Annotated in this window: 24 protein-coding genes and 1 pseudogene; 7 read left to right on the forward strand and 18 right to left on the reverse strand. The window is 59.3% G+C overall.

The window, feature by feature from the left end; genetic code table 11:
- Window positions 1–37: 37 nt before the first annotated feature.
- The 7 genes from ACZ6ZO_RS01570 to ACZ6ZO_RS01600 are packed head-to-tail and all read right to left on the reverse strand — an operon-like array spanning window position 38 to window position 6,422.
- Window positions 38–919, reverse strand: coding sequence for a pseudouridine synthase (locus ACZ6ZO_RS01570; RefSeq protein WP_465290024.1), 882 nt, complete (start codon window positions 917–919; stop codon window positions 38–40).
- On the reverse strand, window positions 891–2,006 hold the full coding sequence (gene dapC / locus ACZ6ZO_RS01575; RefSeq protein ID WP_465290026.1) for a succinyldiaminopimelate transaminase: 1,116 nt from the start codon (window positions 2,004–2,006) through the stop codon (window positions 891–893). Before dapC ends, ACZ6ZO_RS01570 begins: the two co-directional genes overlap by 29 nt.
- Entirely contained in the window at window positions 2,006–2,329 is a 324-nt protein-coding gene (fdxA, locus tag ACZ6ZO_RS01580; RefSeq protein ID WP_182386485.1) for a ferredoxin, read from the reverse strand. The genes dapC and fdxA overlap by 1 nt, the downstream gene beginning before the upstream one ends.
- Before the next feature lie 60 nt (window positions 2,330–2,389).
- Window positions 2,390–2,758: a hypothetical protein gene (locus ACZ6ZO_RS01585; RefSeq protein WP_208769052.1), complete on the reverse strand. Its 369-nt coding sequence runs from the start codon at window positions 2,756–2,758 to the stop codon at window positions 2,390–2,392.
- Between the two features lie 32 nt (window positions 2,759–2,790).
- Complete coding sequence (gene mshB, locus ACZ6ZO_RS01590) at window positions 2,791–3,684, reverse strand: N-acetyl-1-D-myo-inositol-2-amino-2-deoxy-alpha-D-glucopyranoside deacetylase (protein WP_465290434.1); 894 nt, start codon at window positions 3,682–3,684, stop codon at window positions 2,791–2,793.
- Complete coding sequence (locus tag ACZ6ZO_RS01595) at window positions 3,684–5,261, reverse strand: ABC transporter family substrate-binding protein (protein ID WP_465290436.1); 1,578 nt, start codon at window positions 5,259–5,261, stop codon at window positions 3,684–3,686. Before ACZ6ZO_RS01595 ends, mshB begins: the two co-directional genes overlap by 1 nt.
- A gap of 3 nt (window positions 5,262–5,264) precedes the next feature.
- Window positions 5,265–6,422 (reverse strand): MFS transporter, encoded by a 1,158-nt coding sequence (locus ACZ6ZO_RS01600; protein WP_465290028.1) that lies wholly within the window; start codon window positions 6,420–6,422, stop codon window positions 5,265–5,267.
- Between the two features lie 220 nt (window positions 6,423–6,642).
- Between ACZ6ZO_RS01600 and ACZ6ZO_RS01605 the strand changes: the two genes are divergently transcribed.
- Window positions 6,643–8,256, forward strand: coding sequence for a sodium-dependent transporter (locus ACZ6ZO_RS01605; RefSeq protein WP_465290030.1), 1,614 nt, complete (start codon window positions 6,643–6,645; stop codon window positions 8,254–8,256).
- An 11-nt stretch (window positions 8,257–8,267) separates the two neighbouring features.
- The gene (metS, locus tag ACZ6ZO_RS01610) at window positions 8,268–8,441 is read left to right on the forward strand and encodes a methionine/alanine import NSS transporter subunit MetS (RefSeq protein ID WP_182386489.1); all 174 of its coding nucleotides are present in this window, start codon (window positions 8,268–8,270) and stop codon (window positions 8,439–8,441) included.
- A 558-nt stretch (window positions 8,442–8,999) separates the two neighbouring features.
- Here metS and typA read toward each other — a convergent pair.
- Window positions 9,000–10,910 (reverse strand): translational GTPase TypA, encoded by a 1,911-nt coding sequence (gene typA / locus ACZ6ZO_RS01615; RefSeq protein WP_182386490.1) that lies wholly within the window; start codon window positions 10,908–10,910, stop codon window positions 9,000–9,002.
- A 295-nt stretch (window positions 10,911–11,205) separates the two neighbouring features.
- Between typA and ACZ6ZO_RS01620 the strand changes: the two genes are divergently transcribed.
- From ACZ6ZO_RS01620 to arsC, 3 genes are read left to right on the forward strand one after another with little or no spacing between them, the layout of a single operon-like run.
- Entirely contained in the window at window positions 11,206–11,883 is a 678-nt protein-coding gene (locus ACZ6ZO_RS01620; protein WP_465290033.1) for an Rv1157c family protein, read from the forward strand.
- Between the two features lie 18 nt (window positions 11,884–11,901).
- Entirely contained in the window at window positions 11,902–12,435 is a 534-nt protein-coding gene (locus ACZ6ZO_RS01625; protein ID WP_182386492.1) for a ribonuclease FAU-1 family protein, read from the forward strand.
- A gap of 9 nt (window positions 12,436–12,444) precedes the next feature.
- Window positions 12,445–12,789, forward strand: a complete 345-nt coding sequence (gene arsC / locus ACZ6ZO_RS01630; protein ID WP_208769046.1) for an arsenate reductase (glutaredoxin) — start codon at window positions 12,445–12,447, stop codon at window positions 12,787–12,789.
- Between the two features lie 71 nt (window positions 12,790–12,860).
- Here arsC and ACZ6ZO_RS01635 read toward each other — a convergent pair whose 3' ends face one another.
- The 9 genes from ACZ6ZO_RS01635 to ACZ6ZO_RS01675 all read right to left on the reverse strand — a co-directional run bounded on the left by ACZ6ZO_RS01635 (window position 12,861) and on the right by ACZ6ZO_RS01675 (window position 22,313).
- Window positions 12,861–14,540, reverse strand: a complete 1,680-nt coding sequence (locus ACZ6ZO_RS01635; protein ID WP_465290036.1) for an ABC transporter ATP-binding protein — start codon at window positions 14,538–14,540, stop codon at window positions 12,861–12,863.
- Between the two features lie 6 nt (window positions 14,541–14,546).
- On the reverse strand, window positions 14,547–15,512 hold the full coding sequence (locus tag ACZ6ZO_RS01640) for an ABC transporter permease (RefSeq protein ID WP_208769044.1): 966 nt from the start codon (window positions 15,510–15,512) through the stop codon (window positions 14,547–14,549).
- On the reverse strand, window positions 15,505–16,431 hold the full coding sequence (locus ACZ6ZO_RS01645; protein ID WP_465290038.1) for an ABC transporter permease: 927 nt from the start codon (window positions 16,429–16,431) through the stop codon (window positions 15,505–15,507). The genes ACZ6ZO_RS01640 and ACZ6ZO_RS01645 overlap by 8 nt, the downstream gene beginning before the upstream one ends.
- A 150-nt stretch (window positions 16,432–16,581) precedes the next feature.
- The gene (locus ACZ6ZO_RS01650) at window positions 16,582–18,162 is read right to left on the reverse strand and encodes a peptide ABC transporter substrate-binding protein (RefSeq protein ID WP_343159544.1); all 1,581 of its coding nucleotides are present in this window, start codon (window positions 18,160–18,162) and stop codon (window positions 16,582–16,584) included.
- Window positions 18,163–18,511: 349 nt separating this feature from the next.
- Window positions 18,512–18,991, reverse strand: coding sequence for a nucleoside/nucleotide kinase family protein (locus ACZ6ZO_RS01655; RefSeq protein ID WP_465290040.1), 480 nt, complete (start codon window positions 18,989–18,991; stop codon window positions 18,512–18,514).
- On the reverse strand, window positions 18,992–19,747 hold the full coding sequence (locus ACZ6ZO_RS01660) for an energy-coupling factor transporter transmembrane component T family protein (protein ID WP_465290042.1): 756 nt from the start codon (window positions 19,745–19,747) through the stop codon (window positions 18,992–18,994).
- On the reverse strand, window positions 19,744–21,204 hold the full coding sequence (locus ACZ6ZO_RS01665; protein ID WP_465290438.1) for an ABC transporter ATP-binding protein: 1,461 nt from the start codon (window positions 21,202–21,204) through the stop codon (window positions 19,744–19,746). The genes ACZ6ZO_RS01660 and ACZ6ZO_RS01665 overlap by 4 nt, the downstream gene beginning before the upstream one ends.
- A 7-nt stretch (window positions 21,205–21,211) precedes the next feature.
- Window positions 21,212–21,817, reverse strand: coding sequence for an ECF transporter S component (locus ACZ6ZO_RS01670; protein ID WP_182386499.1), 606 nt, complete (start codon window positions 21,815–21,817; stop codon window positions 21,212–21,214).
- A gap of 106 nt (window positions 21,818–21,923) precedes the next feature.
- Window positions 21,924–22,313, reverse strand: a complete 390-nt coding sequence (locus ACZ6ZO_RS01675; RefSeq protein WP_465290044.1) for a DUF2218 domain-containing protein — start codon at window positions 22,311–22,313, stop codon at window positions 21,924–21,926.
- A 143-nt stretch (window positions 22,314–22,456) separates the two neighbouring features.
- Here ACZ6ZO_RS01675 and ACZ6ZO_RS01680 point away from each other — a divergent pair, with 143 nt between their 5' ends.
- Window positions 22,457–23,368, forward strand: coding sequence for a DUF808 domain-containing protein (locus tag ACZ6ZO_RS01680; protein ID WP_465290046.1), 912 nt, complete (start codon window positions 22,457–22,459; stop codon window positions 23,366–23,368).
- 7 nt (window positions 23,369–23,375) lie between these two features.
- On the opposite strand, the pseudogene ACZ6ZO_RS01685 reads toward ACZ6ZO_RS01680, so the two are convergent.
- Window positions 23,376–24,076: pseudogene (locus ACZ6ZO_RS01685) on the reverse strand (ZIP family metal transporter).
- Window positions 24,077–24,286: 210 nt separating this feature from the next.
- Here ACZ6ZO_RS01685 and ACZ6ZO_RS01690 point away from each other — a divergent pair.
- Window positions 24,287–24,700: a hypothetical protein gene (locus tag ACZ6ZO_RS01690; RefSeq protein WP_465290048.1), complete on the forward strand. Its 414-nt coding sequence runs from the start codon at window positions 24,287–24,289 to the stop codon at window positions 24,698–24,700.
- The last annotated feature ends 19 nt before the right edge of the window (window positions 24,701–24,719 follow it).

Consider the following 24,719-nt stretch of genomic DNA (forward strand, 5'->3'; position numbering starts at 1 on the left):
CTCTTCTAATTTGTTGACAGGGCTAATCTGCACAATCTTACTCGGTGCTTGCCCAGAAACCCGATTCGACAAGACGTGGCGAAGTCCACACCCCGCGCCCCACACCGCCCCATAAGTCCAGTTCAAGGTGGGTGGCGCAGAGTTTGAGCGTGTCTGAAAAGTTATCAAGTTGCAGCCCTTTGTCTATCGGATAGGTATCGTCCCCGTCGATCGGTGCCCCTAGATGCGAGCACAGCACCCGCAGTTGATGGGTATGTCCGGTCAGTGGTTCAAGTTCCACCAGGCTGTTCTGCAACAGCCGCGCCCTCGTCACGGTCTTTTTCCCACGGGTGTCCACGCGCACTTGCCGCTCCCCTTTCACTTTCAGCATTGGCAGTTCGAAGGTCTGCCATTCTGTCCCCAAGGGCAGGTTGCCGGATACCACCGCCCGATAGCGTTTCTTGGCATGTCGCTGAGCGAATTGCTGTTGGTAGAACCCGCGGGTTTCAGCAGATGTGGACAGCGCCAGCAGCCCGCACGTGAGGCGGTCGAGGCGATGCACGGCCACGATGTCATCATTTCCGGTGGCTACGCGCTGTCGGGTTTGCACGGTTTCCCGCACGATCCGGCCGTTGGGGGTGCTTGGTACAAACGCGGGCTTATCGACGACCATAAGGCCACACCCCTGAAATACCGGAATTTCCTGGAACGGAATGGGATCCTCGGGCGGGACTTCTTCGTGATACCAGGCAGGGGTCGGTTTTGGCAGCACAGTACCCGGTTCCAGCACGGATCCGAATGCAAACCCGCTGTCCCCGGAAGCACCGGCGTAGTAAGTGCGATCGGAGGGCACCACTGAGCGCAGCACTACACGCAGCGGTGAAATCCCGTCTCGCGCCGGGATGGGAACCTTAGCCAAGGCGTGCGCAGGCGGCGTCAATGGCTTCGTCTGAGCCGGTCAGTGCGACGCGCACGTAATCGTTTCCCTTGGGGCCGTAAAATTCGCCCGGCGCCACCAAAATGCCGTGTTCGGCGAGCCATGCGACGGTGTCTCGCCCGGGTTCGCCGCGCGTTGCCCACAGGTAGAGTCCGGCTTCGGAATCGGTGATGGTACAGCCGGCGTCGATAAGCGCGCGCATCAGCTTCGCGCGACGCTTGGCGTAGCGCAGCTTTTGGAGGGCTTCTTGCTCGTCGTCACGCAGCGCAGCGAGCGCCGCGTGCTGAACAGCGTGCGACACCATCAGGCCCAGGTGCTTGCGGGCGAGGCGCAACTCAGCGATGAGTGCGGGGTCCCCGGCGAAGAAACCGAATCGGTAGGACGCGAGGTTCGAGGATTTCGACAGCGAATGCAACGCGAGAAGCCCAGTGAGGTTCCCCTTGTTGACGCGCGGATCCAAGATCGATACCGGCGGGTTGTCATCATCCCAGCCGAGACCGATGTAGCACTCGTCGGATACTACGATCACGCCACGTTCCTGGGCCCAGGACACTACTTTTTTCAGGTGTTCGAGTCCGAGCACTTTACCGGTCGGGTTGGCAGGCGTGTTGAGGTAGATGAGCGACGGCGTCATCGGCCCCAGCTTCGTCAGGGAATCTGCCCGCACGGCCTCGGCACCCGCGGTGAGGGCGGCCACCTCATAGGTTGGGTACGCCACCTCGGGAATGACCACAGTGTGGCCAGCGCCAATACCCAGCATCAGCGGGGTGAGGGCCACAGCTTCCTTGGTTCCCACCACCGGCTGGACATGATCCGGGCCGAGCCCAGACACACCGTAGCGACGGTCCAGCCAAGAGGCGATCTCTTCCCGCAACCCAGCAATCCCCTCGGTGGGCGGGTATCCGGGGTAAGCGGCGGCACCGACGAGGGCCAATTGGATACCCGGCGCGACGTCATCGATCGGGGTGCCGATGGACAGGTCGATGAGGCCCTCGGGGTGCTGGGACGCGCGCTCACGGGCGGCGGAAAGCGTATCCCAAGGGAACTCGGGCAGTCGGCTGCCTAGGACATCACGCGGGCGGGTTGGCATTAGTCGTTGACCTGCGGTGGGAGCTTAGCGACGAGCTCAGCGTCGAAGTCTTGTGGGCCGAGCTTGGCGGCGCCGCCTGGGGAGCCGAGTTCATCGAAGAAGGCGGCGTTGGCGTCGTTGTAGTCGATCCACTCGTCTGGCACGTCGTCCTCGTAGAAGATTGCTTCCACTGGGCACACTGGTTCGCAGGCACCGCAGTCAACGCACTCGTCAGGGTGGATGTACAGGGAGCGCTTGCCTTCGTAGATGCAGTCAACTGGGCATTCTTCGACGCATGCTTTGTCCATGACGTCGACGCAAGGTTGCGCAATGGTGTAAGTCATCGGGTTCTAAATTCCTTCGACGATGGTCCCCACCCAGTGTGGGGAGGTAATCAATGTGCTCTATTGTGCCACTTGGGGTCGCATGAGTGGCCACAAGCCCCCGGCGAGTCCGGCTGCGAGCAGCCCGAGGCTCCGAGGATTCGCCCCCACTAGAGTATCCCCAGAAATGCTTACCCAGAAAGTCAGGGCGAGAAAACCGAGGATCCACACGGTCAGGGGAACGAGGTATCCCCCCATGTTGGCGGTCCAGAGGCGGGCGGTCTTGGTGAGAACTCCGTTAAACAAGAAGGCTATAAGAATCGGGTACGGGAACGCCACCGCGCTGCCGTCGGGCAGGGTGATCCAGGTGCCGAGGTACACCACTTCCAGTACTACGCTGAGTAGCGCACCGAGACTGAGCCAGAACAGCCCGAAAATCTTCTCCCCCATAGAGTGGTCAGTGTAGGTGAAACCTTGTTGTTCTACCACGTGAGCCCCGCTGTCATGTCGGACCGATCGGTGATCTCTGTGCCAAACCCTAACTGGTAGTGCTCAGTGCGCAACAATGGTTGGGCGATCAGGTTGCTGAGTGCAAAGACCAGGCCTGCCCGATCCGTTGACTCCAACGTGGCGTGCGCCGCTACGGGGTTGACTGGGGAGACGGTGCCGTCGGCAAGCCACAGCTGCGTGGGGTGGGCCCGCATTGCCGACGCCTTGGCCGCGTAGGTGGCGTCGGAAAGCTGCAGCTCAACGTCATGCTTATCGACGCACGCGAGCTCACCGTCCACAGCCCGCCGCCAGCCTGGTGGGATGGAGGCGATGTCCGCCAGCCCCGCAGTCAACGGCTCCCAGCTGGTCACAGCCCACATGATCCGCTGCGGTGGCACCTGGCATTGCGCGGCCGCCCCGTGGGTAATCTCGTGGGCGCGAATGTGGTCCGGGTGGCCGTAGCCACCATCGGGCCCGTAGGTGAGCACGAGGTGGGGGCGAAGGGCGTCGAAAAGTGTGGTGAGCTGCTGCTGCGATTGTTCGCCGGAATGGAGGAACGCGCGGGGGTCGTCGTTGGCTGGGTCCCCGATCATGCCGGAATCGCGCCATCGCGCAGCGCCACCAAGGAAGTGTCCGCGCACCCCGAGCGCGGCGAGGGAGGCGGCTAGCTCGGCAACGCGGAAGCCGCCCAGCTGATCTGCCTGATCTGCTACCAGCTGGGCGAAGGGTTCGCCGATGACCTCGCCTTGTTCACCCAAGGTGCAGGTCACCACAGTGACGTCGGCGCCGCGCTGGCTCAGCTCGGCGAGCGCCCCACCAGTCCAAATGGCTTCATCGTCGGGGTGCGCGTGTACTGCTACAACGCGCAGCCCTACCAAGTCACGGATCATTGTTTGTCGTCTTTCCACTCGTGCGCGGTCGCGATAACGGACGCCGCCGGCATCGTGGGCCATTCTTCCAGTCGCGGGGCAGGCCCCACAATTCCGGACCCCAGAATGTCTACCCTACGATCCACCAGGATGGGCACCTCGAGGAGCTGCTCCTCATTCAGCTGACCGGCGAGCTGGAGGATACCTTCCTTGGATCGTTGCCCGGCCAAGCCTGCGAGCAGTTCGGCGTCGGTCCCGGCATCACACCAGCCGGTGAGCGTTGCTCGTGCGATCGCGTCCGGCCCTGGGCAGAGGTAGGTGCTCGCCACAGTGGCCACGTCGGTTTTCTTCCGCTGCCACGAGACCACGACGTCTACCTCACCAGCAGGAACTTTCTTTGCCGAGATGTCAGCCATGTCGCTTTGCACCAAGTCCGCGGGGATGGAATGGGAGCGAAGCATGTCGGCAATAGCAGAGGCTGCGGATCGGGCGGTTTCGTCTGCTGGGTCCACCGCGATACGAATCGGGCGCCCTAGCTCCCGAAGTTTCTCCGGGTCACCGGCTGGTTTCGGCTGTCCTTCTGCCACACCGAGATCGGCGGAACGGCCAGCAGCGAGACGAGCGAGCAGGGGCACATCCAGTAGAGACGCCACAGCCTTTCGGTCCGCTGCATCAGGCAGGGCCACCGAGTTAAAGGTTGCCGTGAGGTAAGAATCCCGATCTACCACCCTGGTTTGCACTCCTCCGGCTAAGGTGAGCGCGTCCATCGTGGTTTCTGCTGGGGTGATGTGTGCGAAGCTAAGCTGCTTATTGCGCATCATTTCAATGATATTGGACACCGAACCGATTTCCCGGAAGGTAAGCAATTCCACGTCGGCTGGGCGTTCGCCCCAAAACCTGTCATTTCGCGCCAGCTCGATCACTCCCCGGCGTCGGTCCACACTACGAACCATGTACCGTCCGGCCGATGCGGGAACGGTGGTGGCGAGCACCCGATCGAAAGATTCCGTGCCGACGGAAAACAGGTGGCTCGGCAGCAAGTTGGTGAACAGGCTTTGCCAGTCCTCGACCTTATTGCTGAAAGAAACCGTCACCAATTTCCCGCCTTCCGCGGTGGTGATTTCCTTAATCTGCTGGTAGCCGGCCCGGTTGATGACACCGGGTTGGTGTGCCAGGTTGTGCCACAAGTACTGAAAGTCTGCACCGGTGATGGGGGAGCCGTCGGACCATTGGGCCTCCGGAGCGATGCGGTATTCGACGGTTTGTGCTGCGCCACCGATGGCAGGGATTTCCCGCGCGCTTTCTAGGAGATCGCGGTTCATGGCGCCGTCGTTAAATGCGCTGGGCAGCACCAGCCGGGCCAGGGACTGCACGAAGGCAGAATCGTCGGAAACAAGGTGCGGGTTCAGCCCATTGTGGATGGGGTCAATCCCAACGATGATTTCGTTGCGGTTCTTCTTTTCCACCGGTACTTCGGGCACCACGGTGACGCTGCCCGTGGTCTCATCCTCGGGTTGCACCGGGGCGGGGCCTGGCTGCGCGGAACACCCGGCCAGCATCATCGCAAGGGCCAGGGCTGCGCTACGTCGAATCATCACCTATCTATCTTTACCACTGCCTGCGAGTTGTGGGCTGAGCGCCATAATAGTGACCCCGCCCAGCACGACAATTCCGAGTGCGACCCGCAGCGAGCTTGCCGACGCCACCGCCCCAATCACCGGGCTCGCCGTCAAGAAACCGATCCGCATCAGCCAGGACACCATCGTGAGCCCCGCCCCTTCCGAAATCCCCGGGATCCTCGCAGCGGCCACAAACGCGCTGGGGACGATGGTGGCGCAGCCAAAACCAGCAAGTATGAAACCAGCAAACAACGGCAGGGGCGCGGTGCTACTGATAGCGATGATGCCGCCTACCGCGATGAGGACGCCCCCTACGCGTGCCACCGCTACCCTGCCCCACCGGTTAATCATTGGGTCTCCCGCGAACCTGCCGACGCATTGCGCAGTGAGCATCAGGGATAGCGCAATGCCCGTCGCGGACAGCGGCACCCCAGCGAGCTGATGGGCCGCGAGCGCCGCCCAGTTGCTTGCCACCTCTTCCACCACGGCCCCGCCGATTGCGATCGCCACGATGGGGATGACCGACAGGATTGCCCGCTTAGTCGAAGTGGATTGCTGCTGATCAGTGTCCTCTTCGGGAGCGGGAACGGGGCCTACGAGCGTCGTCCCCAGCAGTGCCACGGCGGTCACCGCAGTCGCGGCGAGCCCCAGGTGCAACGCCATGGGCAGCTTACCGACGGCCATCGTCGCTAACGCACCACCCGACGCCGCCCCCAGACTCCATGCCGCATGCACGCTCGACATAACGGAGAAACCGACCGCGTCCTGCACCCGCACGGCCGTCACATTTTGTGCCACGTCCACGATGGGGTCCAAGAATCCAAGGACCAAAAGCAGCCCCGCGAGCGCCCACCCCGAGCTCACGCCACCACCTGCGGTGAGAATCGCTGCCATCAGGATGGTGCCGGCCACTACAGTTGCCCGGGGACCGAACCGCTTCACAATCGGCGCAGGGACCGCGGCGGAGAGGATCGAGCCAAGCGGGAAACAGGCCACGACCAGGCCAAAGGTGGCCTCAGCTAGCCCCCAACTGCGCATCAGGGTGGGATACCAGGGCAACAGGCTCGCAAACAGTGCGCCGTTGCTGGCAAACATCAATCCAGTACCAATGATGGGACGCCACTTTAGGTAAAACACGCCCCCAGCGTAGTCAGGTTTTTCCCAGAATCTACAATAGATATGCCAACAATCTCCGAAGTTGCTGACAGGCCATCTCACCTAGTGATACGATGTGCACACTTACAGCAATTGTGTGGTTCAAATCACCCTTTTGAGCCGCTTCAACGGGCGATCGTACTTCATCACCAAGGAAGTGCGAAAGCGCGACCTTTTACGTTGATTACTGAAAGGCCGACCATTGGCTACTCAAAATTCCGAACGCCGTGAGGTATTTTCCACCCGGTTCGTCTTCATCCTCGCTGCTATCTCTTCCGCAGTTGGCCTAGGTAACATTTGGCGTTTCCCATATGTTGCTTACGACAACGGAGGTGGCGCATTCCTCGTTCCGTACCTCGTGGCATTGCTGACTGCAGGCATCCCACTGCTCTTCCTCGACTTCGCTATCGGCCACCGTTACCGTGGCTCCGCCCCACTGGCTTTCCGACGCATCAAGGGCTGGGCCGAACCAGTCGGCTGGATCCAGGTGGGTATTTCCTTCTTTATCACCATCTACTACGCCGCCATCATCGGCTGGGCTGGGCTTTACACGGTGAAATCCTTCAACAAGGCCTGGGGCGATAGCCCTGGGGACTACTTTGGGGAAACGTTCCTACAAGCCGATACCAGCGCCACCGTGTCCACCCACATCGTGCCGCAGATCGCAATTGCCCTGGCCCTGGTGTGGGTCGTTGCCATTATTGTCCTGGCTGCGGGAGTGGACGAAGGTATTGGCAAGACCGCAAAGATCTTCATGCCGCTGCTCACTGTGCTGTTCATTATCGTGGTGATCCAGGCTCTGTTCCTCCCAGGTGCTGCAAAGGGTCTGAACGCCTTCTTCACGCCGGACTGGTCCGCTCTGAGCGACCCGACAGTGTGGATCGCAGCGTACGGCCAGATTTTCTTCTCCCTGTCGGTGTGCTTCGGCATCATGCTCACGTATTCCTCGTACCTCAAGCCACGCACCAACTTGACTGGTACCGGTTTGGTTACCGGCTTCGCAAACTCCTCCTTCGAGGTTTTGGCGGGTATTGGTGTGTTCGCGGCGCTGGGCTTCATGGCAACCCAACAGGGCGTGGAGGTGAGTGAGGTCGCTAAGAGTGGTATTGGCCTGGCATTTATCGCTTTCCCAACCATCATCAACGAAATGCCTTTAGGGCCGGTGTTTGGCACCCTGTTCTTCGGCAGTCTCACCATCGCCGGTTTCACCTCCTTGTTCTCCCTCCTGGAAGTGGTGGTGTCCGCATTCAAGGACAAGCTGAACCTGCCCCGCAAGACCGCAGCCGTCGGTATCGGCGTGTTCATGGCGCTGATCTCCCTGGGACTGTTCTCCACCACTTCTGCACTGTCCACGCTGGACATCATGGACAAGTTCACCAACAACATCGGCATCGTCGGCATCGCGCTGATCTCCGTGATCGTGATCGACTGGATCCTGCGACGCATCGACGAATTCGGGCTGCACCTCAACGCTGTCTCCTCCTTCCGGGTCAGCACCATCTGGCGCATTTGCGTGGTGAACATCAGCACCATCGTCCTCGGATTCACCCTGGTCCAGGAACTGATCAACCTGATCAAGGAACCATACGAAGGCTACTCTTCCTCCCAGTTGATTCTCTTCGGTTGGGGTGTTCTCGCACTGATTGCGGCCTTCGCCTTCATGATGTCCGTCATCCCATGGCGTGGTATCAGTCGCATTGACGGCCCGCCAGGGTCCGACTTCGGTGTCGAACCCGACCCAGAGCGCCCTTACCACCGCCCACGTAAGTTCAACCCAGACCGCGAACGCCACGCAGGCTTCGCTGCCGAACAGTAAAGGATAACGCCATGAGTGGATCCGCAATCATGATGATGGTTCTGTTCATCGTCATCATCTGGGGTGGCCTGGCCGCCTCCATCGCAGCCCTACGTCGCGCTCCTGACGACCAGGTCGGAGTCCTCGGCCCATCCGAACACGCCACCGACGAAGTCCTCATCGGGCACGAGCTGGAAGAAAGCTAGCAAATTTTCATACTCCCTCTTGAATGCTCAAGAGGGAGTTTTTTGGGTATCTGGGGCCATGAAGCCTTAATCTGCCCCACGGTAGGTCATTTGCTATCACAAACCCCCAGGTGGAATAGCCCGCACTGTTCCTAACATGGGGCACATTACTCGCTGCCCATACATCAGATACGGGCCTGTCACGTTGTTTGCGCGGTGTCCCCGGACACATTTTGGGAAAATGTCGGGGTCCGGCAGCCGACACGCTTTCCCCACAGGTGAGCGATATCAAAAACGGTTGGTCGAGAACGGTTGGTAGAGAGTTCGAGTAGAAATCAACCTCGACCCCCTTTTGACGCGACTTCCTCTCGAACTCTCTACCAACCAATCTCCACCAACCGGCCCTACGCCGATGTAGTGCCGCTGCACCGCCAAAGTTCAGCTCCGCACACCCGAGTGCTAGCACAACATCGGGATCCCCAAAGGGCACCATGAACTAGCCACACATTGCTTGGCCAGCAAAACACAACACCCCGCGCTCCATTAGGAACCGGGGCGCGGGGTGAGGAGAAAAACAGGTTACTTGTTCATTTGCTTCGCGCGGGAGCGGGCACGGGCACGCTCGGTGGCGTTCAAGATCACTTTACGGACGCGGATGATGTTCGGGGTGACCTCCACACATTCGTCGGCGCCACAGAATTCCATTGCCTCTTCCAGAGACAAGGTGCGAGCCTTGGCCAAAGTGACGGTGGCATCAGCGGTGGCGGAGCGCATGTTGGTGAGCTTCTTTTCGCGCGTGATGTTGATGTCCATGTCTTCATCACGGTTGTTGGCGCCTACCACCATACCTTCGTAAGCTTCGGTACCTGGCTCGACAAAGAATTGGCCACGGTCCGCGAGCTGCTGGAGTGCGTAGGCGGTGATCTGGCCGGAGCGGTCGGCAACGAGGGAGCCGGTGGCGCGGTCCTTGATTTCGCCGGCCCATGGCTCGTAGCCTTCGGAGTAGTGGTTGGCGATGCCGGTGCCGCGGGTTTCGGTCATGAAGACAGTACGGAATCCGATGAGGCCACGGGCTGGAACCTTGTATTCCATGCGGACCCAGTCGGAGCCGGTGTTGTCCATGGACAGCATCTGTCCCTTGCGCGCTGCCATGAGCTGGGTGATGGCGCCCTGGTGCTCTGCTGGGGTGTCGATCACCATGTGCTCGTATGGCTCGTAGGTCTTGCCGTCGATGATCTTTGGCACGACCTGTGGCTTGCCCACGGTCAGCTCGAAACCTTCGCGGCGCATGGTCTCCACCAGAATGGACAGTGCCATTTCGCCACGGCCTTGTACCTCCCACGCATCTGGGCGGTCGGTCGGCAAAACGCGCAGGGAAACGTTACCGATGAGCTCCTGGTCAAGGCGCGCCTTGACGACGCGAGCTGTGAGCTTATCGCCACCTCCCCTACCGGCCATCGGAGAGGTGTTTACGCCAATGGTCATGGAGATCGCTGGCTCGTCGACGGTGATGCGTGGCAGTGCAACCGGGTTTTCAACATCCGCGAGGGTATCGCCAATCATGATCTCGTCGATTCCGGAAATCGCCGCGATGTCGCCGGCGATGACTTCCTCGGCCGGAACACGGGTCACGCCGACGGTGCGCAGCAGCTCAGCGATCTTTGCGGTCTTGGTGTGCTGGTTTCCTTCGGAGTCGTAGTGGATCCAGGCGACCTGCTGGCCCTTCTTCAGCTTGCCCTTGAAGATGCGGACCAGGCCGATGCGGCCGAGGAAGGACGAGGAGTCCAGGTTGGTGACGTGGGCCTGCAGCGGCGCGTCGATCTCTGCGGATGGCTCCGGCAGTACGTTGTAGATGACGTCAACCAGAGCATCCATGTTCTCGGCCTCGGGAGCGTTGCCGTTGCCTGGGTTTTCGGTGGAGCACTTGCCTTCGCGACCAGATGCGAACAGCACTGGTAGGTCCAGGAGTTGCTCAGCTGCCAGAGCGGCTTCTTCATCCTCGAGGGTGGAAGCGAGTTCAAGGAGGAGGTCCTGGGATTCTTCCACAACCTCATCAATACGGGCGTCTGGACGGTCGGTCTTGTTCACGCAGATGATCACTGGCATCTTGGCTGCCAGGGCCTTGCCCAGCACGAAGCGGGTTTGTGGCAGTGGGCCTTCGGAGGCGTCGACAAGCAGCACCACACCGTCGACCATGGACAGTGCGCGCTCAACCTCGCCACCAAAGTCGGCGTGGCCTGGGGTGTCGATCACGTTGATGATGAGGTCCTGGCCGTCTTTGCCGGCACCGGCGCGACGGATAGCGGTGTTCTTAGCCAGGATGGTGATGCCCTTTTCACGCTCCAGGTCACCGGAGTCCATGACGCGGTCCGTAACTTCGCCGTGGTCACCGAACACGCCGGACTGCTCAAGCAGTGCATTAACAAGGGTGGTCTTGCCGTGGTCAACGTGCGCGACGATGGCTACGTTACGAAACTCAGTGTGGGTCACTAGGGAAAATCTCCTGAAATCATGGGAAGCACCCCTCACCTGATGTAGGGGCACTTATGACGGGTATCTAGCGTACTCCCCTCTACCCCTTGTGCGCACCTTTTCGGTTTTTGGGTGCGTGTGGGTAACAAAATTGTTCCGTCAGGCGACGTAGTACATAGACGAACCAAGGAATGCACCCAATTCGTGTGACAAAACAAGGCTTTCGTTGCTATTGTTCTTGTTGTGACTGTTGCGACGGATGTGGTCGCGTCCCCAAGTTTCTTCAACACCCAGGAAAGCGAGACTGTTTTACGTGCGTGCACTGACCCGGAGATTGGCACCAGTTGTGCTCACTGGACTCCTGAGCGTCGGCATGGCCATCCCAACACACGCTGCAGAACTGTCTGCCTCCCCCATCGACCATCTCGGCCGACCAGCTCCGCATATCCTGCAGCAAATGGAAGGCTTCGCCTCCCAAAAATGGGTTCCGGAAGACACACGCAACATCATTCTCGCGATCGTGGCCTTCTACCGGGGTGACGGCAAAGGCGGTGTCGCTCTCCCTGAAGGAGCACCGGTGTTCAACCAGTTCGTCTGGCCTACCGTGTCCGCCAACTGCATCGGCGGAGAACTTGCATCAACTGGTACGGCAATCGCTGTGCCAGGTCCAGCAGAGCTCCCACTGCCCGGTGCCGCACCAGGTCAAACCGCATTCCTCTTCACCGCACTCGGCACGAGCCCCGCGGCCAAAGAGCAACCTGGCATGTTTGTGCACTGGCTCAACGTTAACACCCTTAAATTTGGCGCTACCAAGCTGGAAAACACCGGCATCAACCCGCAAGGACCTGCCACCGTTTCAGGGGTTGCCGACACCGGCCACGGCCACATCATCGCCTGGCTCGACGGATCCGTCGCCCTCGCAGGCGAACAAGGCAACACCACTAACTCCTGCAACTTCGCCCCGACCGCTACTTCTTTCTTCGTGAGCTAACCCAAAAAGGATATCGACATGACTGACCTGCACCCCGTGAAGAAAGAAACCTTTGATGTGTCCGCCTCCGTGAACACGGATCCCAAGGGTTTCCTCCGGCAGGTCGATGTCTACACCGAAACAGATTTTGGGCTTTATATGGCCCGGGGTGCAGACCATCCCCAGTTTGGCTACCTGGAAAGCTGGCTTTTGCCGTCGTTAAGCCTGCGAGTGAGCAAATTCCACTTCCGCCCCGGCCACGAACGACCGCAGGACTTCTACTTCGACGTCGCCGCTATCGACACGGCAGAGGGGGTGTGGACCACCCGCGACTTCTACATCGACCTCGTTTCCACCACCGGCACCCCGGTCGAAGTGGTGGACATCGATGAACTGGCCGCCGCTACTTCCGCCGGAATTATCACCGCCGAAGAAGCAGAAAAGGCCATTGAGACCACCCTCGTCGCGGTCGACGGCATCACCCGCAATGGTGACGACGCCATGGCCTGGCTCGCCGCAAAGGGCATGAACCTCACTTGGGCCTCCACCGTGGATCTGATGCCTGCTGGCTAAACTAGCCACATGGATATCACCGTTTACCACAACACCCGCTGCTCTAAATCCCGCTCCGCGCTGGCCTACCTCGCCGAACGTGGGCTCGACTGTAACGTGGTCGAATATCTCAAAACGCCGCTGACCGCCGCTGAACTCAGCGAACTGCTGGACCGCGCCGGCCTCAGCCCCCACGACGCAATCCGCACCCGCGAAGCCGAATACAAAGAGTTAGGCCTCAGCCCCACCACCCCGCCCGCCGAGCTTATCGACGCCATGGTCGCACACCCGAAGCTCATCGAACGCCCCATCGTCGCCACTCCGAAAGGCGTCCGGATCGCCCGACCGACCGAAGTGATCGACGAAATTTTGTAACCCCTGTGTGCTGGAACGAGCGCGCAAAAAGCCCGGACCTTCACAAGGGCCCGGGCGTTATGCGTGTGAAGTTACACAGACGTCCCCAACTCGATGCCGAGACCTGGCACGGAGTCAATGAGGTTGCGGGTGTAGTCCTCTTGCGGATTAGCAAAGATCTCATCGGCAGTGCCGAGCTCGACCAGCTTGCCCTGCTTCATCACGGCCACGTCATCGGCGGTCTGGCGGACCACCGCGAGGTCGTGGGTGATGAACAGATAGCTAAGTCCCAGTTCTTCCTGGAGACTGGACAGGAGCTTCAGGATCTGGTTCTGCACCAGCACGTCTAGCGCCGACACGGCCTCATCGAGGATGATCACCTCAGGGTTCAGCGCGAGGGCACGCGCAACCGCGATGCGTTGGCGCTGGCCACCGGATAGCTCGTTCGGGTAGCGACGCATCGTAGACCGCGGCATCGCCACCATGTCCAGCAGCTCCGCAACGCGCTTTTCCCGCTCCTTACGCGACCCAACGCCGTGAACGGCCAGTGGCTCCTCGATGCAGCGGAAGATCGAATACATCGGGTCCAGAGAGCCGTACGGGTTTTGGAACACCACCTGCAGCTTGCGCCGCATGTCAAAGAGCTCCTTGGAGTTCAGCGAGGTGAGGTCAGTGCCTTTGTACAGCACTTTTCCGGAAGTTACCGGCAGCAGGTTCAACACCATGTTGGCCACCGTGGACTTGCCGGAGCCGGATTCACCCACCAGCGCCAGCGTGGTGCCTTTGCGCAGATCGAAGGTGACGTCGTCGACGGCCTTGAACTTCTTCTTGTCTCCCTTCGCACCTCGAACATCGAATTCCTTGGTCAGGTTCTCCACCCGGATCACCACTTCATCGGTGGCTACGTGCGGGGCAAGCAGTTCCTCCGACTCGATGCCGTGTTCCTGGGCAGAACGAATGCGGGCAGACGCCAGCGACGGTGCCGCCTTCACCAACCGCTTGGTGTAGGGGTGCTGGGGGTTTCGCAGAATCTGCAGCGACGGGCCAGACTCTACGACGCGCCCGCGGTGCATCACCACGAGGTGTTCCGCGCGCTCAGCAGCAAGGCCGAGGTCGTGCGTAATGAACAGTACCGCGGTACCCAGCTCCTTGGTGAGCCCTTCCAGGTGATCCAAGATGCGCTTTTGCACCGTGACGTCCAACGCGGAGGTCGGCTCGTCTGCGATCAGCAGCTTCGGGCGCGCTGCCATGCCGATGGCGATCAGGGCGCGCTGGCGCATACCACCCGAGAACTCGTGTGGGTACTGCTTTGAGCGGCGCTCGGCATCGGGAAGCCCTGCCTCCTCGAGCAGCTCGGTGACGCGCCCCTCCATCTCAGACCCCGGGACCACGTTGTTGGCCTTGAGGGATTCCTTGATTTGGGTACCGATCTTCCACACTGGGTTCAGGTTGGACATTGGGTCCTGGGGCACCAGGCCGATGTCTGAGCCGCGGTGGGTTTCCATCTGCTTGCTGGACAGCCCAGCGAGGTCTTTGCCTTCGAAGAGGATCTGTCCGCCGGTTACTCGCCCTGTTCCGGGGAGCAGCCCGATGATGGACATAGCGGTGGTGGATTTACCGGAACCGGATTCGCCCACGATAGCCACGGACTGGCCGGGATAAATCGTCAGGTTAACGCCACGCACGGCGTCGACGGTACCGGTGGAAGAGGTGAAGGAGATCTGGAGGTCCTTCAGCTCCAACAACGGAGCATCAGTGTTTCGTTCAGTCATGTCACCCTACTTCTTGCGGTTCTTCGGATCGAGCGCATCGCGGACAACATCGCCCATCATGATGAAGCTCAGTACGGTCAGTGCCAGACCCATCGCGGGCCAGAACAGCACCATGGGCTGGGTACGCAGCGAGGACTGCGCCTTGGAGATATCGCCGCCCCAAGAGACGATGCTCGGTGGCAGACCAATGCCCAGGAAGGACAGCGTTGCCTCAGCCACAATGAAGGTGCCGAGCGCCACGGTGGCGTACACGATGATCGGCGCAGCGGCATTCGGTAGCACGTGGCTCGTCAGGATCTTCCAGCGCGAGGCCCCCACCGCCCGGGCAGCAGTGACGAACTCTTCGTTCTTCACGCTCATCACAGCGCCACGGGTGATACGTGCGATATTGGTCCAGCCAAACAGGGCCAGGACGGCCACCACGGTGAAGATCGTGCGGTGTTCCTTGAACATCTGCATAACCACAATGGCAGCGAGCACCAGCGGGATCGCGTAGAAAATATCGGTGACGCGAGACAGCAGCGTGTCCAGGAATCCGCCAAAGTAACCGGCGAGCGCGCCGATGACGGTGCCGATCAGCACCACCAGCAAGGTGGTCAACACGCCCACGCTTACCGACGCCCGGGCGCCGTAAATCATGCGGGAGTAAATATCGCAGCCCTGGCGATCAAAGCCGAAGGGGTGGCCGGATTCAGGGCCATTTAGGGATTTGCTGAGCTCGCACATGCCAGGGTCAGTCGTGGTGAACAGCTGTGGCACCACAGCTAGCGCAACCGCGATGAAGATCAGTGCTGCAGATACCCAAAACAGTGGGCGACGGCGGAGCTGACGCCACGCTTCGCCCCAGACGGAAGAAGGTGCAGATTCGTCCGCAACGGCGTCGACGGCGCCGAGGCCGGTTTCGTCGGTTTCAGCGATGAAGTGTTCTTGGCCAGGTCGGGCCGCAAAAAAGGTGTTGTCGGTGTTAGACATAGCGAATCCTCGGGTCCAAAATGGCGTAGATCAGGTCAACGACAAGGTTGGCGAAAATGTAGACAATCACCAACACCGTAGTGAACGAAACCACGGTGGCAGGCTCACCCTTCACAATGGCCTGGTAGATCGTGCCACCAACGCCATTGATGCCGAAGATGCCTTCGGTGATAATCGCGCCACCCATCAAAGCGCCCAGGTCAGCGCCCAGGAAGGTGGCGACAGGGATCAACGAGTTACGCAGCACGTGGCGACGAGTCACATCACTGCTCTTCAGGCCTTTTGCACGAGCGGTGCGCACGTAATCTGCGTCGAGGTTCTCGGACACCGATTGGCGCGTCAGGCGTAGCACATAGGCGAAAGACACGGCGCCCAAAACGATCGCGGGCATCAGTAGTGAAACGACATCCTCCCGCGATCCCACGGTGGTCGGTAGCCATTTGAGCTTCACGCCCACGATGAACTGGAATACGAAGCCAATGACGAAGGATGGCACTGCAATAACCAGCAGGGACAGCACCAACACGGTGGAGTCGAAAAAGCCTCCGCGACGCATACCTGCGATCACACCGAAACCGATGCCTAACACGGCTTCAAAGATCAGGGCCATCACAGCAAGTTTGATGGTGACTGGGAAGGCATTTGCCATCGCTTCTGCGACGGGACGTCCGGAGAATGTGGTGCCGAAGTCCAGCATGAAAATGCCCTTGATGTAGAGCAGATATTGAACGAGGAACGGTTTATCGAGGTTGTAATCCGCGCGGATTTTGGCAGCAGCTGCCTCGGAAAGACCACGATCGCCGCCGAGGGCCTGGACTGGGTCACCAGGCATCAAAAAGACGAGGGCGTAAATAAGCAATGTTGCTCCGAAGAAGACCGGGATCATCTGGAGCAAACGTCGCCCGACATAACGCAACATAAGGTTTCCTTGGGTAAAGGGGGCAAGTTCGCAAAATTAAGCGAAGCTAATCACTATATTCCAACACTTCACTAAAAATACCACGAGCCCCGAGTTCTGCTGCGGAGCATCACTCGGGGCTCAAGATGGTGGGTTCACTGAGGCGAAATATTACTTCTTGGTGATGTTCTGGTATTCCGGAACGGACTTCCAGTTGAACTTCACGTTGTCAACGTTCTCACCGTAACCGCCGGTGACGTTGGAGTACCACAGTGGGATGGAAGGCAGGTCAGTAAACAGGATCTCCTGAATCTGGTTGTACTTCTCGTTTGCTTCCTCAACAGACGCCGCTGCAGCAGCTTCCTTCAGCAGCTTATCCACCTCAGGGTTGGAGTAGTCGCCATCGTTGGAGGAGGCGCCCGTAGCGTACAGCGGGGTCAGGAAGTTGTTCAGACCTGGGTAGTCTGCCTGCCAGCCAGTACGGAACGCGGTGGCGATGGTACGGTTGGTCACTTCGTCACGGAGGGACTTGAAGTCTGGGTAAGGTGCGCCTTCGGCATCAATGCCCAGGGTGTTCTTGATGGAGTTAGCGGTGGCGTCTGCCCATGCCTGGTGGCCGCCGTCAGCGTTGTAGGCAATGGCGAACTTGCCGGTCCATGGAGAGATCTCGTCAGCCTTGGCCCAGAGCTCCTTTGCCTTCGCTGGGTCGTACTTCAGCACTGACGCGCCCTTGAGGGTGTCGGAGTGGCCATCGATCACTGGGGAGGTGAAGTCCGTGGCGGGAGTACGGGTGCCTTCAAAGATCTTGTCGGTGATCTCTTCGCGGTTGATAGCGAGGGAGATCGCCTGACGACGCAGCTTGCCTTCCTCACCGGAGAAGTGCTCAAGCTTCTCTGGGATGGTGAAGGACTGGAAGATAGCTGCAGCCTGATTCACGCCACGGCCGTCGAGCTCGGTCTCGAACTGGGAGAAGGCGGAGTCTGGAACTGCGTCCAGAACATCAAGGTTGCCGGAGAGCAGGTCGGCGTAAGCAGCATCCTGCTTCGGGTAGAAGGTGAACTTCACGCCGTCGTTCTTAGCCTTGCGGTCGCCAGCGTAGTTCTCGTTAGGAACGATGGTGATGGAGCTGTTGTGCTCCCAGCTCTCCAGCTTGTATGGGCCGTTGGAGACTGGCATCTCGCCCTGCTTCTCCATGTCATCGAAAGCGGAATCAGGCAGTGGGAAGAATGCGGAGTACCCGAGGCGCAGCTCGAAGTCGGAGGTTGGTTCAGCGAGTTCGACGGTGAAGGTCTTGTCGTCGACAACCTTCAGGCCTTCCATTTCCTTCTTGCCCTCTTCAAAACCCTTGATGGGTTCGAAGAAGTAAGCGCTCTGCAGCGAGTTCTCCATGGCGTAGTTCCAGGCCTTGACAAAGTTCTCGGCCTTAACCGTAGAACCGTCAGAGAACTTCTGGTCTGCCTTCAGGGTGATTTTGTAGTTAGTGTCGTCGATCTTTTCAATCTTCTCGGCCAGCTCGTTGTGAACCTTGCCGTCGGTGTCGTAGTACACCAGACCTGCGAAGATCATATCAATGACGCGACCGCCACCAGTTTCGGTGGTGTTGGCAGGAATCAGCGGGTTCTGTGGTTCGGAGCCGTTGGTAAGCACGAGGCCGCCACCGGAACCAGAGCCAGAGTCGCCGGAGCCACATGCTGCCAGGCCGAATGCGAGGGCTGCCGCAGACACTGCAGCCAGGGACTTCTTCAAAATCATGAACTTTCCTCCATGGTGACATGGCTCCCGGGTTCAAGAGCCAGACCGAGCCGATTACATGAGCGGGTCCACTAAATCAGCTACCTACGCCAAACGTGACGTAGTTCATACCTGTTTACAGAATTAACTCATGCAACACAACTTCTTCCCTGAACTTTGCCACACTGCGCTCTGCATATGCAACCTGGTTAAATACACTTTAGTTGAATTAATTCTTTTCTTAGCTTCAGGGTGCACCTAGAACTTTCCAACCTTTGCCAGCGGAAATCCAGACTTTCACCGGCAAAACACCATGACAAATCAACAATGACGACCGCATAATATTCACCCCCGCTGGCCAGTCAACTGTTCAACAATCAGCTGAAATTCTGAGGTCTACTGGGACCGATTGCGAAAGGAACTCCTCCTCTTGCACCGCCCACATGTCCCACCACTCCGCGAAATCTGGATCACGAGACAGCGCCCGACGCTTGCGTATGTGCGCAGCGCAATCGATCCGTACGCTAAGGGCAGGGCCACGCAGCCGAGCCGCAGCTACCGATGCCGCAGTAACCGCCCCGACGCCTTCCACGATTAACGGCTCCCCGGGATCTAACGACACCCACTGGCCGGGCTCTGAAAGCTCCCAATTCCAGCGTCGAAAACCTGGCTGATCCAAACGCAGCACATCGCGCGCCACTATCTGCGCCCCCGCAGCAAGGCCCCACCAGCCCGGATAGAAGTCATCCATGTGCACGACACGCCAGCCCAGTTTGCAGCCCAGTTCAGTGGCATACGTCGTCTTTCCCGATCCCGAGCGACCATCGACCAAAATAGTAGGAGCTACCATTTAAGCCCCCAGGAAACGGAACTCGCCTACATACACAGCCACCACGATCGATAAGATTCCGCAGCATAAGGCCACTGCAAGCACCACCCAATCGATGAAAGAGAGCGTCGATACGCGCGCATGCGACCGTGGCGTTTCCCCACCGAAACCGCGTGCTTCCATCGCCGTGGCCAGCTTGGTGCCACGCCGAATCGCGAGCACCAGCAGCGAAAAAGCCATTCCCAGAGCGCCCCGGATACGTCCCACGTCTGCCACTCCCCTCGCGCGACGCGCCCGTGCCAATGCCGCCCAGTCACGCTGGAAGAGAGTCATGAGCCGAACCCCTGCCACGCTGCCGATCACAAAGCGTTCGGGAAGTTTCCATACCTGCGCCAGACCGTCACCGAGTTCCGTTGGATCGATCCCGCGAGTCAACACGATCACCGGCAGGGCGACCGCGAGAATGCGGAGCATGATCGCAACAGCCAACTGCAAGGAATTGTCCGTGACATGGGCGAACGCGAAGGAAAAATACTCGTGGCCCTCCGGGCGACCGTACAGCGCCATCGATAGCCCCGCGATCGGAGTGGCAACGAAAATAGGCACAGCGCGCTTAAGCAACACCCACCAGCTCATGCCGCACAGGGGCGCACAGACCAAGATGAGGGCCAGCGCCACCGTGGCCGACACCCAGTCCACGCTCAGCAACAACGGTGTGGTGAACAGCAGCAACGCCCCCAGCCGAGTCACGGGATTAGTGTTTGCCAGGACGTTCACTTGCGCACCTCGATCCTATGATCACCGAGCAGCCGAATGTATAAGTCATCGTGAGTAATCGCGGCGACAGCAGTTCCGCTAGCTGTCAGTTCGCGAAGCAACTGCACCAGCTGCAAGAAGGTCCGCCGGTCTTGACCAAACGTCGGTTCATCCAAAATGAGCACCCGCGGAGTGCTCACCAACGCCGTCGCGACAGAAAGCCGACGTTTCTGCCCACCCGAGAGCGTAAACGGATTCGCGGCAGCCAAATGTGCCAGTCCTAGCCGCTCCAGCAGCTCACCGGCTTTATCTTTAGCGTCTTGGGGTGCAGGAGGCAGCGAGGACCAGGGCCACCTACGCCCAGCACCGCGCGCCCGGGCAGCAAGCAGCATCTCCTGCTCCACCGAGCTGGTCAGAAATTGGTGTTCTGGGTCCTGGAATACAAACCCAATCCGCTGCGCGAGCGTCGCCGAACTCCACTTATGCGGCAGGCCGTTAAAACCGGTCACCGTCACTTCTCCCGACAGCGGTGGCAACAACCCCGCCATCGTCAAAGCCAGGGTGCTCTTCCCGGCCCCATTTGCACCGGTGATCACCGTCGACGCTCCTTCCGGCAGTACCACCGAATGGGGCGCGCCAACCGGAGTGGACCATCCCACCACGAGGTCTTGAGTACGTAGCGCGGGAGAGCCAGGGGGCACCAGCGATCCAGTCAGGGGCTCTGCCAAGTACTTTTCCGGCACCCACATACCCGCCTCGGCCAACTCGGTGCCGTGGCGGTCAAAGAGTTCGGGCAGTGGGGCGTCGTAAAGCATCGTGCCCTCCTTGCTGATCACCACCCCCCGCGTTGCCACATCCAGCCACGTCGAAACTTGATGCTCCACCACAATCAGTGTGGCACCAGTCTCCGTAACCACATCCGCGATGGCCAGCTGTACGTCCCGAACTCCCTCGGGGTCCAGATTCGCCGTCGGTTCATCCAGAACGATGAGCCGAGCCCCCATCGCGATCACACCAGCCAACGCCAGACGCTGCTTCTGCCCGCCGGATAACTGTGCGGTCGGGTGGTCCAATGGCAGATCCAGACCAACCAGCTGAAGTGCTTTCGGTACTCGCCGCCAGATCTCCTCGCGGCTGACACCGAGATTCTCGCAGCCAAACGCCACATCATCCCCCACGCGGGAGGCAATCACCTGAGAATCCGGGTCCTGGAGCACCATCCCCACCAGGCCACGAGCCGCCGGATCCCGAACATCCAGGCCATCGACGGTCAAAGAGCCATAAAAATCACCTTCGTCGTCCCCGCCCAGCACGCCGGCAATCGCGGTCAGCAACGTCGACTTCCCCGCGCCCGACTCACCCATAAGCAGCACGCGCTCCCCCGGCGCGATCTCAAAACTTATATCGTGCAGCGCGGGCTTTTTCCGGCTAGCGTGACGCCACCCAAAGCCACGCGCCATCACACCTGCGCCACGCATAGCGACGTTAAACCAGTTTTCGCTGTTCGCGTCCTGCCGCAAAGCGATCAAGGGCGCCAGTAGCCGCCAAAGCTCGCATCAGAATAAACCCGACCACACCGGCGAGGATCGCACCGGAAATAGTGAGGGAAATCAGGTAGATCAAGTTGAACGTCGCGCCCTTAGCTAGGTTGCCGAACACCAACAACTCAATCACGAACGCACCCCACGCAGCACCGATACCAGCGGAAATTGAGTTAACAATATTGAAGTGTCGGTACGCGAAGATCAGGAACACCAGCTCAGCTCCCAAGCCCTGCGCGAGTCCTGACCAGAGTGTCTCAATTCCCCACTGGTTGCCCAGCAATGCCGAGACGATGGCGGCCAGAACCTCAACAAAAACTGCGGCACCAGCCTTGCGAATGATCAGTCCGCCGAGCACACCGCCCAGCAACCAAATACCTACCGCAACGCCACCAAATCCCGGAGTCAGCGCATTCATCGCCTCGTACCAGGCATATCCTGCTGAGTTCCATACGAAGAAAATGAGGCCGCAGGCCACGCCCAGTACAACGGCCACCAAAATATCAACAACGCGCCACTTAGCCACGTCTTTCCTCCCTCTCGCCGGCATTACCCGGATCAGGTGCTACGGTTCACACGTTTCGTGTATCTCAGCCTTCGTCGCGCGATTGCGCTCAGGCACCCGTGTAGTTCACTTTTATGCGAAAATTACTCTATCAGTCTTGGGAAGCAGCGTATTGTTCGCTCCCGGGTTCCCCGTCACTGCGACGCCATGTCACGACCAGCTCGTCTTTCGCGCCGAATCGCACCAGGTGCGATCCCACTACTTTCTCGAAGCGGGGGATCAACGGTTCCGGGGCCTCAATGTGGATAAGGAGGGTGCATTCGGCGGCAACAAGACTGACCTGAATGCGACCGTCGAAAGCCTTCTTGGGATTGTCGGCCTCTGCCCCTTCACCGATGAACGTGATGTTTCCGCGACCGTCGTCGCTGCTCCAGTGGCCTTCATTGGTTGCACTGAAGTGCGACACTAATTGCTTGGCGTAGCGTGCTGGGCGTGCGGTTGCTACCCGTGCTGTCGTCGTTGCGTGTACTTCTCCAGTCATGCACACAGTGTAGTAGGTTTGGGTAACCTAACCCTAATTATCGGGTGGTAGGCTCATTGTTTCCTCCTGATTAACCACACGAATCGCTGCCAGCCAGGGTAAAATCTGCGTTTGGTTTTTGTTACCGATGAAAGGGACGTGTGATGGCTGGCGGACTCGCTGCTTTGCTTGATGATGTCGCTGCGATTGCTAAAGTTGCCGCCGCCAACGTCGATGATGTCGCGGTCAATGCTGCGAAGACCAGCGCGAAGGCCGCTGGCGTGGTTGTTGACGACGCCGCTGTCACTCCGCAGTATGTGAGTGGGGTGACACCCGCCCGGGAAATTCCGATCATTTGGCGGATCGCCAAGGGTTCTCTGGTGAACAAGTTGGTGTTCATCCTGCCGGTAGCGCTCGCGCTGAGCGTGTGGGCGCCGTGGGCGCTGACCCCGATTTTGATGCTTGGTGGCTCCTTCCTGTGCTTTGAAGGCATGGAAAAGGTCATCGAGAAGTTCTCCGGAGATCACTCGCATGCCACTTCTGTACAAACAGAGCCGCAGGATGAAAACAAGTTGGTGCGCAGCGCCATCACCACCGACCTCATTTTGTCCGCAGAAATCATGGTGATTTCCCTCAATGCCGTCACTGATCTCAGCTTCCCTATGCGCACCGCCGTACTCGTCTTGGTCGCCATCGGCATCACCCTCCTGGTATATGGGGCGGTGGGGCTGCTGGTGAAGATGGACGATATCGGCCTGCGGATGGCAGCGCGGGAGGATGCCGGCTCGCAGAAAATGGGCCGCGCGCTTGTCGACGCCATGCCCAAACTCCTCACCGCTATCGCTGTGATCGGCACCTTTGCCATGCTGTGGGTCGGTGGGCACATTGTGCTTGTTGGCCTCGCAGAGCTGGGATGGACACCGCTTTATGGCTTCGTCCACCACCTGGAAACCATGGTTCCCGCAGGCTTCCTCGCTTGGTGCGTTAACACCTTTTTCTCGTTGATCCTGGGCGCGGTGTGGGGCGGTATCATCGCCGGGATTGTCCATGTCACCCCACTCAAGCGATCCCACTAATTGCCCCCTAGGCAAAGAGCAGCAGGCTGATGTCCATGATCGCCATCCCGACGATCAACCCATAAATAGCAGCGTGGTGGCGCCCCGTCGCAACGGCAGTGGGGAGCAGTTCATCTATTGAGATGAACACCATGATTCCCGCCACGGCACCAAAAGCAATCCCTAGCGTCATCGGTCCGAGCAGCGGCAACAGCAGCAGGAATCCCACCAGCGCGCCGATGGGCTCTGCCAATCCTGTAAGCGCCGCCCAAGTAAATGCGCGTTTGCGGGAACCCGTCGCCTGCCACATCTGGATCGCCACAGCGATACCCTCCGGGATGTTGTGAAGGGCAATAGCGGCGGCAGTCATAATGCCCATATTCCGGAGCTTCCGCACATCCACCCCACCGGCTTCATGCTGCTCAGGGGGTTAACAACATCCGGCACAAGGCGGTCAATCAGGGCAATGAGCAGGACACCGCCGAAAAACGCTGCCACTGCAGCAGCCTCTCCCCTGTCACCAAAAGCCTCAGACAAATTCTGCGTCGCTTTTGGCACAATCTCCGCGAAGGATACCCACAGCATCACGCCAGCCGAGAAACCGAGGGACGTGGCCAGAAAGCGATCGGAAAGCTGCTTCTTTTTGAGCACGACGAGTCCACCGATGGCCGTCGATAAGCCCGCGGCTAGGGTGAGCGCAAACGCGATGAGGAGCTGAGTTGCCATAATGCCTTCACATGAAGGCAGAGAGCAATAATGGTACGCAACTTCATTTTTGATATGGGTAGCCACGATAATCAGCTGGCTGCCGTCATGGCTTACTAAAGTCTCGTTTTCTAGAGACACACCCTCTCGCAGGAAGCATCGTTCAACAATATAAAAACAGTTGATTTATCGCTTAACCTGCAGCGGGAAGCTCTTCCAGGTATCTTCACCCTCATGAATTTCTCCTCTTCCATCAAAAAGTCCCTCGGTTTGGAAAAGGCCCAGACCACTGCTGATCAAACCCCAGCGAGATCCCCAGCTGCACCGGAAAATCCACCCCTCGACCCGATGTTCGTTATAAACGATTGCGTAAACCCAGCGATCATTGAAATACTCCGCGATGTTGTTGAGGGGCCAGAAACTGACGCGATTCACGGACACATCACTTTCGACGGTCACCTGCGCGTGTCTGCGGTCAACAATCTCGTCCGGAACGATATTCCAGTTCAAACGACCTTAGAAACTATCAATCGAGCAAACAAGCTGCTCGTGCCACTGAGTCAGATGCCTGCTGACCAGAAGTTCACTGCTATTTCTTTCAACTTTAGCGGCGGGCGCCTGCAGACGAACATGAAATACCCAGAGTAAATTCCACCTTTAAACGATA

The organism is Corynebacterium sp. NPDC104732 (assembly GCF_055583565.1).